The 10,282-nt window shown below is 63.7% G+C and carries 6 protein-coding genes; 3 read left to right on the top strand and 3 right to left on the bottom strand.

The features are described 5' to 3' along the window. On the bottom strand, nt 1-1,305 hold a 1,305-nt coding region (locus VNN55_03025; protein ID HWO56520.1), incomplete at its 3' end, for an Npt1/Npt2 family nucleotide transporter. A 195-nt stretch (nt 1,306-1,500) separates the two neighbouring features. Between VNN55_03025 and VNN55_03020 the strand changes: the two genes are divergently transcribed. From VNN55_03020 to VNN55_03010, 3 genes are all read left to right on the top strand, one after another. After that, nucleotides 1,501-2,313 (top strand): phosphatase PAP2 family protein, encoded by an 813-nt coding sequence (locus VNN55_03020; protein HWO56519.1) that lies wholly within the window; start codon nt 1,501-1,503, stop codon nt 2,311-2,313. Nucleotides 2,314-2,422: 109 nt separating this feature from the next. Next, nucleotides 2,423-3,490, top strand: a complete 1,068-nt coding sequence (locus VNN55_03015) for a PQQ-dependent sugar dehydrogenase (GenBank protein HWO56518.1) — start codon at nt 2,423-2,425, stop codon at nt 3,488-3,490. A 260-nt stretch (nt 3,491-3,750) separates the two neighbouring features. Beyond that, on the top strand, nt 3,751-6,726 hold the full coding sequence (locus VNN55_03010; protein HWO56517.1) for a thrombospondin type 3 repeat-containing protein: 2,976 nt from the start codon (nt 3,751-3,753) through the stop codon (nt 6,724-6,726). 79 nt (nt 6,727-6,805) lie between these two features. Here VNN55_03010 and amrS read toward each other — a convergent pair whose 3' ends face one another. After that, a complete protein-coding gene (amrS, locus tag VNN55_03005) occupies nt 6,806-7,939 on the bottom strand; it encodes an AmmeMemoRadiSam system radical SAM enzyme (protein HWO56516.1) in 1,134 nt (377 codons plus the stop codon). 18 nt (nt 7,940-7,957) lie between these two features. Beyond that, a complete protein-coding gene (locus VNN55_03000; GenBank protein HWO56515.1) occupies nt 7,958-10,201 on the bottom strand; it encodes an FdhF/YdeP family oxidoreductase in 2,244 nt (747 codons plus the stop codon). Nucleotides 10,202-10,282 lie beyond the last annotated feature (81 nt).

Raw genomic sequence — 10,282 nt, 5'->3', positions numbered from 1 at the left:
GATCTGCAGCGAATCCTCGTCGACCCGCCGCTTCAGCAGCGAGTCGCGGAACGCCGCGGTGTACTCGCGGCGCACGACGAAGGACATAATGATCCATAACAGCGCCAGCCCCATCATCAGCCAGGAGAGCGAGGTGTAATGCAGCCCCAGGACCGACGTGAACAACAGCACGATCAGCGCGGCGATCCCCTTGGAGAAACGGTCGGTGAACACGTCGATAAAAGTCTTCGTGCGATTCTTCACCGCGATCGGCACCGGCAGGTACAGCAGCTCGAGGGCGGCCTTGTGCGTGGTGTAACGGAAGGAACCGTCGGCGATCTTGACCAGCAAGCCGGTGGTCAGCATCGGCGCCAGAACGAACAGGCCCGATCCGAGGAAGGTCGCCAGCGGCAGAATCAGCATGGTCGCCGCGACACCGAAGCGCCTGAGCAAACGCCCGGTGAACAGGAACTGCGTGACAAACGCCGCCCAGCCCAGATAGGTGAAGAACTTTCCGAAAAAGGCCGTCTTCTCGTCCTTGGTCGGGATGTTCTCCTCCACCACAAACGAGAACTGGTTGTCGACGACCGTGGAGATGACAATGCTGACGGAGATGACCGCCATGATCAACTTGAGGTAGCGCGACTCCCAGATGAGCCGGAAACTGCCGGCGGTCTTTTCGGCGCGCGCGGTCTTGTAACGTCTGTTGCGCGCCGCCTCGAGGATTGTCTCGCGCCGCGCCCGCCAGATCAACCAGGTCAGCGCCGCGCACACCAGAAGCAGCCCGCAGCACAGAAGCATCAGATTCTCAGTGCCGACAATCGGCGCGGCGTACTGCGTGATGTAGCCGCCGACAATCCCACCGGCGGTGGCGCCGACACCGAGAATGGCGAAGATGCGCTTGGCCTGGCGCGGATCGTAGAGGTAGTTCGCAAACGCCCAGAACTGCGCGGTCGAGAGGATGCCATACACCGCGACCCACACATACAGCACGTAGGTCAACGGCTCCCAATCCAGCGACAGGAGGGCGCGGAAAACCAGCAGATTGACAATGACGGCAAACTGCGTGGCGATGACCGCGCGGTGAATGAGCGTGTTGCGCGACATCCGCTGGTACAACGTCGCCACCAGCCCCGAGATCGCGGCGATCATCATGTAAACATAGGGCAGGGATGCCGCGCCGAAGTTCTGCAGAAACAGCGCCTGGCGCACCGACTTGACGATCGTCAGCACGGTAATGACAATCAGGATCGAGACGAACATCGCCAGCGTGACGGCGCGTTCCCCTTCCCGAATGTCGACCAGTTGTTTTAGCCAGCGGGTCATTCGTGACGTCGTCGGTCGGCCGGGCGCCCGTGCGCCGGCCCGTCTTCCAAAGGATACGGCAAAGTTAGGGCACGGTTCCCCCGGATACAAGTGGCGCGCGCGTCCGGGACGCAATTGATTACCCGCATGTCCCGCATTGGCGCTTTCACCGGCCCCGCGTGCCCGCCACGGGCGCCACGGGCTCTGCGCTGGCTGATGCCGCTGGCGCTTTTTTTCACACAGGCCGCGCCATCCGTGCACGCCGGCGACGGCCCGATTCGCTCATGGTCCGACGGCGAGAAGGCGGGCATCTGGGTCGGGTCACTCGGACTCAGCATCGGCGCGCAATTGGTCCCGGCGAAGCAGTCCGATCCCGCGCGTTACCGTGGCTACCGGGCCAACGCCCTGGATCGCTGGTGGCGGTCGCGCACCCATGGAACCGAAGGGTATCAATCAAACTTCCTCGACAACGCCTGGGGATCGCTGGCCGCGCCGGTGGGCGGGGCGTTGCTCATGGCCGCCATCGACATCGATCGACGCGAGTTTTCACGCGATCTCCCGTTCTTCATCGCCGGCGCGATGGCCACCGGCGCGCTCACCGATCTGGCCAAACGGGTCGTCGACCGTCCGCGCCCCTATTGCCAGGCTGGAGGCGTCTTGCCGCCGGGCCATCTACCCACCGACGGTCGTCACACCGAGTCGTTCTTCTCCGGACATTCCTCGCAGGCATTCTTTGCGGCGTCGTTCGTGAACAACCGACTGCGACGTCACATGCGACAGGAATGGCGACGCGAGGAGTATCGTTCCTGGCGCTGGACCGCGCCGTTTCTGACCTACGGATGGGCAACGGTCGTCGGCTGGAGCCGGATGCATGCCGACAAGCATTACTTCACCGACGTGTGCGCCGGAGCGCTGGTCGGCTATGCGCTGGGGGAGTTGTTTTACCGGCTTTGCTATGAGCCGGCACAGACCGCGGCGCCAGGGAACGGGACGACCGCGGAGTTGTTCAAGTTGAAGTGGGTGTTCTGACCGACGACAAAATCCCGTGATCACAAAAATGTCTCCAGCCGCGTTCGCTTTCGGAGTTGTCCTCTTGGCGCTGGGAGTGACAGCGCCGGCGATCGCCGCGATTCCATCGGTGCGACTCGTCCCCGCATTGCCGCATATTCAATTCGAGCGTCCGCTCTGTCTGGCCGCGCCCGATGACGGCACCGGTCGGCTGTTTGTGGTCGAACAGGGTGGGAAGATCCACGTCGTCGCCAACGACACCGCCGCCGTCCGCAGCCAGATCTTCCTCGATCTTGGCGCCAGGGTGCGCACGACGCACAACGAGGAAGGATTGCTTGCCATGGCCCTGCACCCGCAATTTGCGCGCAATGGCCAGTTCTTCGTGTACTACTCCGCCTCCAATCCCCGGCGGACGGTGCTGTCGCGATTTACGGTGTCCGCCGCCGACTCCAACCGCGCCGACCCGAAATCGGAAATCGTTATCCTCGAGGTCGCGCAACCGTACGGCAACCACAACGGCGGCATGATCCTCTTCGGCCCGGAGGGGTACTTGTATCTCAGTCTCGGCGACGGCGGCTCGGCCGGCGATCCGCATGGCAACGGCCAGAATCTGAGCACGTTGCTGGGGAAAATCATCCGCATCGATATCAATCACCGCGACGGCGCTCTGGCCTACGCCATCCCCGCCGACAATCCCTTCGTCGGCCGCGCGGGGGCGCGTCCGGAGATCTGGGCCTATGGCCTGCGCAATGTCTGGCGCATGAGTTTCGACCGCGCCAACGGCATGCTGTGGGCCGGCGATGTCGGCCAGAACAAGTGGGAGGAAATCGACATCATTGAACGCGGCGGCAACTATGGTTGGAACCTCCGCGAGGGCTTCCATCCCTACGGTCGCGCCGCCTCTGCCGAAATGCTGCTCGATCCCGTTTACGAGTATGGCCGCGATGATGGCGCCTCGGTCACCGGCGGGTATGTCTATCGCGGACGTCGTTTCCCGGAGCTCGCCGGTATCTACCTCTTCGCCGATTACGTCACCGGCACCATTTGGGGACTGCGCTTCGATGAGGAGGGCGTCTCCGAACACGCCGTCATGCTCAAACAACCAAGCAACATCTCCTCCTTCGGCGAGACGGCCGATGGCGAACTGCTGGTAACGAGTTTCGATGGCCGTATCTACCGCCTGCAGATCGACCATTAGTGAACCAGGTCACAGGCACGGATCCCGTTTCTCCGCCCTCTGGCCGGCTGTTTTCCAACCTGTGCACGCCGATAACTGTATGTGGAATGGGCAAATCGCTTTTTCGCGCTGCGATCGCCCAATGGGTGGTCTCCACCGCACCCGCGGTGCCACAAAGCATCAAGGGTTGACAACCGATTATGGGACAGTATCTTGAAGGTGCGACGGGTCCTGCAAATCACTCGGAAATCCACGAACAATTCGGACACCAGGGTTAGTGAATGTTGAAGTCGACTCGACTGTCTCTGCCTGCGCGCCTGGCCATTCTGGTCGCGGCGGTTGTCTTTGGCGCCGCCGCCCCACAATCGGGATTGGACGTTACCACTGCCGATCAGGTCAAGACCGCTCCGGTGACCACGCTTCCGGAGCCGACCGGGTCGCTGACATTGGACGAATTACGCGCCTACGTCGACTCGGCCTACTCGCTGACCCGTGGCCAGCCCGCGAATCCCGGCAGCGACGATGCCCTTGAAATCATCTATGGCACTGATGATCGGCATGACCTTTACACCGTCACCGATCCACAGCAGTTGTTCGTCGCGCAGGCGACCTGTCTGGTCGTCAGCGAAAGCGAGTTGATCGACAATGGCAACGGCACCTACACGCTGCTGACCGACCCGTGGGTGGGGACATCCCAGGGCGCGCTCTGTTTCGATGAACCCTTCCGCGGGCAGTTGACCGCGGGATTCTGCTCGGGATTCCTGGTCGGGCCGGACCTTCTGGCCACCGCCGGGCACTGCATCACCAACGGCGGCAGTTGCGGCAGCAGCGCGTTTGTCTTCGGGTTTGCGCAGATCGACGGGTCAACGCCGCCGCTGACGACGATCCCTGCCGCGAATGTCTACTTCTGCAATGGCATCGTCAATCGCCAGTACACCGCCGAATTCGATCACACAATCCTTCGCTTGGACCGTCCGGTGGTCAATCGCGAACCTCTGCCCATTCGTCGCAGCGGATCGGTCGCCAACGGCGATCCGATTTTCGTGGTTGGGCATCCGGTGGCCCTGCCAATGAAGGTCGCCAACAACGCCGAGGTGAAGAACGCGAACGGCACCATCGGTTGGTTTCAGGCCAACACCGACACCTATGGCGGCAACTCCGGCTCGCCGGTCTTCGGCGTCAACTCCGGCGTGATCGAGGGCATCCTCGTGCGCGGCGCGCCGGATTTTGTCAATGATGGCTGTGTGCACTCCAACATTGTCCCCAACACCGGCAATCCCGGCAGCGGACTGGACTTTGAAGAGATCAGCAAGCCCTTCGCGTTTCAGGCGTATGTGCCGGAGTTAATCTCGTCGCGCGGAAGCGTGACGTTGGGCCGCGCGCTGTACAAGTGCGACACCCTGGTGACGCTGGAACTGCGTGACGATGATCTGCGCGGTCTCCTGACCGCCGCGGTCGCGGTTCACACCGGCGCCGGCGACAGCGAGACGGTCATCCTGAACGAGACCGGCGAATCCTCCGGGATCTTCCAAGGCGTCGTGGCCACGCAGGGCGGGAGTCCATCACCAGGCAATGGCTTGGTGGATGCGACTGATGGCGACAGTTTGCTGGCGGTGTATGCCGATGCCGACAACGGCGCCGGTGTTCCGGCCGCCGACACCGCGTTGGCACGGATCGACTGCGTCGGACCGATTGTCTCGAATGTCAACACACCGGTCGTCCTCGGCTCCTATGCCGCGATCGCCTTCGACACCGATGAGCCGGCCTCTTCGAACATCCGCTACGGGCTGGTGTGCGTCAATCGGCCCGGCGCCGCGTCGGGCGCGGTGACCACCTCGCATCTGGTTGGCGTCGGCGGGCTGGTACCGTTGACCACGTACTACTTCACTGTTACTGCCATCGATGCCGCTGGCAATCCGGCCACCGCCGACAATGGCGGAGCCTGCTTCTCCTTCACGACCACCGACCAGGCCGACTACTTCACCGAGCAGTTCACCACCGGCGACAACGACCTGGACTTCCGTGCGTTGACCTTCACGCCGGATGGGTCGAGTGATTTCTATGCCTTGTGTGTTGAACCGGCGGCGTCCTTCCCCACCAACCCCGCCACCGGCACGTTGGTGTCGCTGGCGGATGATGGTTCCGCGCAAGTCGTTCTCGGCAGCGGCGCGTCGTTTCCGTTCTACGGCACGAACTATACGTCGTTCTACATCAACGCCAACGGCAATCTGACCTTCGGCGCGTCGAGCAGCGTCTTCGATGAGACACTCACAGCGCACTTTGGTCTGCCGCGAATCTCCCTGCTGTTCGACGATCTGAATCCGGCGCAGGGCATCGGCGCCATTCGCCGCCAGCAGTTCGCCAACCGGATGGTGGTCACTTTCCAGAATGTTCCGGAATACAACGGCGCCAACTTCAACAGCGCGCAAGCCGAGCTGTATTTTGACGGACGCATCGTCATCACGTATCTCGGCATCGACGCCACCGACGGCCTCGCGGGACTGTCGCGCGGCACCGGTGTGCCGTTGGACTTCATCGAGTCCGACCTGTCCGCCTATAGCGGCTGCGCCTGCCCGGATGTCGACGGCGACGGGGTCTGCGATATCGATGACAACTGCGTGCTGACGCCCAATCCCTTGCAGGAGGATCTTGACGCCGACGCTGTCGGCGATGCCTGCGACAACTGTCCGGCCGCCGCCAATCCCGCGCAGTCCGATCTGGACGGCGACACCGTCGGTGATGCCTGTGACAATTGCCCGGCGCTGGTCAATCCCGCCCAGGAGGAAGGCGACGACGACGGTGTCGGCGATCTGTGCGACAACTGCCCGCTTGTGTCCAATCCCACGCAGTCGGATGTCGACGCCGATTCGGTGGGGGATGCCTGCGACAACTGCCCCGCCATCGCCAACAAGTCGCAGGCCGACACCGATGGCGACAAGGTGGCCGACGCCTGCGACAATTGCCCGTACTTCGTCAATCCCGACCAAGTCGGGTGCCTGCACCAGGGCGACCCGGTCGCTGACAGCGTGCTTAATGTTTTCGATGTCGTGGCCACAGTCGAAGTGGCATTCCGGGGGGGAGCTCCCATCCTCGATGTGGAATGCCCCCATGCGCCCGCCGGGCGCACGGACACCAACTGCGACGGCATCACGAACATCATGGATGTCATCAATGTGATCGATGCGGCCTTCCGTGGCAGCGCACCCACGACCTGCAATCCCTGCGCGTGCAGCGCATACCCGACCGGCTGCCCATAGACGTCGCCGACGCGCTGAGAATGAAGACGGGCCGGTCGATTGACCGGCCCGTTTCCATTGGCTTTATCGACGATTCGGCTCAGCACTTCCAGCGGCGCGAAAGATGCGGGGCCCCCGCGCCGTCTTCCGGCGTGGCGAAATCCTCTAGTCGTACCGGCAGCCGCTTGGCGCCCCAGTCGCCCGGGCGCGCCTCGAACAGGCCGGCGATCACAGTTCCGCACCGTCCGCATGCCCCGCGCTCATCCAGCCGCCAATCGGTCAACACATACCAGTCGCGCCCGATCAGTTTCTCGCCGCACGATGGACAGTAGGTGGATTCACCCTCTTCGTCGTGAATGTTGCCGGTGTAGGCATAGCGCACGCCGTTCTGCCGGGCGATCCGGCGGGCGCGCGACAACGTTGCGGCCGGTGTGCGCGGACGGTCGGTCATCTTCCAGTCGGGATGGAACGCGGTGAAATGCATCGGCACGTCGGGGCCGAGGTTGTTGACCACCCAGCGGGTCATTGCGTCAATTTCGGGGTCGGTATCGTTGAGGCCGGGAATCAGCAGCGTGGTCAACTCGAACCAGACCGAGGTCTCCCGCTTGAGGTAGACCAGCGTGTCCAGCACCGGCGCGAGGTGCCCGCCGCAGACGTTGCGATAAAACTCCTCGGTGAATCCCTTGAGATCGACGTTGGCCGCGTCCATGTACTGGTAGAACTCACGGCGCGGCTCGGGGGTGATGTAGCCGGCGGTCACCGCCACGGCCTTGATGCCCGCTTCACGGCAGGCGGCGGCCACATCGATCGCGTATTCCAGGAAGATCACCGGATCGTTATAGGTGAAGGCCACGCTGCGGCATCCCAGTGCCGCCGCCGCACGGGCGATCGTCTCCGGCGAGGCCTGATCGGCCAGCGTGTCGGTCTCGCGCGACTTGCTGATGTCCCAGTTCTGGCAGAACAGGCAGGTCAGGTTGCAGCCGGCGGTGCCAAATGACAGCACCGGCGTGCCCGGCAGGAAATGGTGCAGCGGCTTTTTCTCGATCGGATCGACGCAGAACCCGCTGGAGCGGCCATAGGTGGTCAGCACCACTTGGTCGTCCTGGCGCATGCGCACGAAACACAGCCCGCGCTGCCCCTCGTTCATCCGGCAGAACCGGGGGCACAGGTCGCACTGGAGACGTCCGTCATCCAGACGGTGCCAATAGCGGGTCGGCACTACGCCGCTGGTCATTGCTGAAGTCATAGCCCATCAATTATACGGCGCTGGCGGGCTTTCGTAGGGGGGGACATCATGCGGTTGGGCCGTCCGATCCCAGACTTTGACAATCTCGGCCGCCACCGACTTGAACGCCGGCGTCTTCGAGGCCGGGTCCAGACGCCGCGGAACCAGAACGTTGGCCTCGGGGTAGTACATGGCAATCGTGCCGGGGGCGATGTCGATCAACGCCACCTGCGCCCGCATCTGTCCGGCGTCCGTCCGCACCGTCACCACTTCGCCTTCGGAGAGCAGGTATTGACGCGCGTCCTCCGGCGAGATCATCACCACATCCCGCCGGCGATTGCCGCGGTAGAGATCCTCCTCCTCGTACACGACGGTGTTGAACTGCCCTTCCGAGCGGATGGTCGTCAGCCGCAATGTGCCCGGACCGGGCGGCGCCGGCGGCAATGGGGTCACATGGAAACGGGCCCGGCGATCGGCGGTGGCGAAATCGGGGACATGAAACGACCGTCCGGGAATGGCGAACTCGGCCTTGGTGGTGTCGATCTCTTTGAGCGCCTCCAGCCCCGGCACAATCCGCGCCATTTCGCGGCGCAGATGGCGGTGCGAGCGCAGCGAACGCCAGTCAAACCGTCCTGGCGGGAGGATCCGCTCGGCCAGAGCGGCAATAATCTCGACTTCCGATTTCATCTCCCCCGCCACCGCCGGCAAGCCGCCTTCGGAGAGACGGACATAACTGAACATGGACTCCTGCGTGGTTGCCTGGAATTCCTCATCCCGCGCCAGCGCCGGCAGGATGATCGCCGTCCGCCCGCGTCCGTGGATGTGCCCCTCGTTCAGTTTCGTCGTCAACGAGACAGTTAGATCGATGCGGCGCAAGGCCTCCGCCGCCCACGTTCGGTCGGGATTGGAGGCGAAGAGATTGCCGCCCAAAAACACCGCCGCGCGGATATGCCCTTCGGCGGCCGCTACCATCGACGCGTAGGTGTCCTGCCCCGGCTCCGGCGGGATTGTGATGCCGTAGGCCCGCTCCAGCCGCTCGGCAAAGGCGCGTTTGAGTCCCGGGGTGGCTCCGCAGGTGCCGACACCCTGCACATTCGAATGCCCGCGAATCGGCAGAAGCCCGCAGCCGGGTTTGCCCACCCACCCGCGCGCCAGCGCCAGATTCGCCAGCGCGAGGATGTTGTCCACCCCATGCGCGTGATGCGTCAGTCCCATCGCCCAGAGGAAGATCCCCCGCCGTGCCCGGAGAATGGCGGCGACCGCCTCCTCCACTTGTCCGCGCGACAGCCCGCAGGCCGACAACAGTTGATCCCAACGCGCGCCTCGCAGATCGGCCTCGACATCCGGCCAGCCGTCGGTGTGCGCAGCGATGAAGTCGCGATCGATGCCGTCGTGCTCGAGCGCCCCCTTCAACAGCGCCATGAACAGGGCGACATCGCCGCCGGCGCTCGGTTGCAGGTAGATGTCGCTGATCTTCGACCCGAACAGCATGCTGCGCCAGTCCGAAGGCGCCCGGAAACGCACCAGCCCCAGTTCCCGGATCGGATTGACGACAATCACGGTGCCGCCGCGACGGCGCAGTTGGATCAGTTGCGTGATCAGTCGCGGGTGATTGCTGGCGGGATTGGCGCCTGCCACCAACGCCAGATCGGCCCGGCCCAGATCGTCGAGCGTGATCGTGCCGGTGCCGGTGCCGAGCACCAGTCCCAGCGCCACGCTCGAGGCCGCATGGCAATAGAACGAGCAATTGTGGATGTTGGAACTGCCGAAGGCGCGCGCGACCAGTTGGAAGAGAAAGGCCGCTTCGTTGCTCGAACGACCGGAGGAATAGAAAAACGTTTCAGACGGCGGCGCATGGGCAATGGCGTTCCCCGCCAGATCCAGCGCCTCATCCCAACCGATGCGCCGGAAATGCCGGTCCTCCGGACCGGCGATCACCGGAAAGGCCAGTCGCCCCAGCCGCTCCAGCTCCGCCGAGGTCAATTGCCTGAGATGATCGATCGAGGAACGGGCGAAGAACTCCTCGCTGATGCCGCGCTGCATGTCTCCCGCCTGCGCCTGCACCGACTTCTTGCAGACTTCGGGGAAATGCCCGGCCTCGTTGACCATCCCGCCGGCCTGCCCCCCCATGCCGAGGGCGCAGGTCTTGCAGGCGTTGCGCGTCCGCAGCCGGCGGTAGAGTTTGAGCAGGCCACCGGCCTGACGTCCCTTCTTCCAAACGTAAACGAGGGCAGGCACTCCGCCCGCGGCGGTGACACGGGGCTTGGCCACGGAAATAAGAACCGTATTTGTCGTATTTCATGCAAGCCCCACGCCGCCTTAGCGCTATTGTTTCCGGAGGGCTTTTCTCGG

The sequence above is a fragment of the bacterium genome, from assembly GCA_035559435.1.
GTDB lineage: Bacteria > Zixibacteria > MSB-5A5 > WJJR01 > WJJR01 > JACQFV01.
This window is presented reverse-complemented; position numbering and strand designations above follow the sequence as displayed.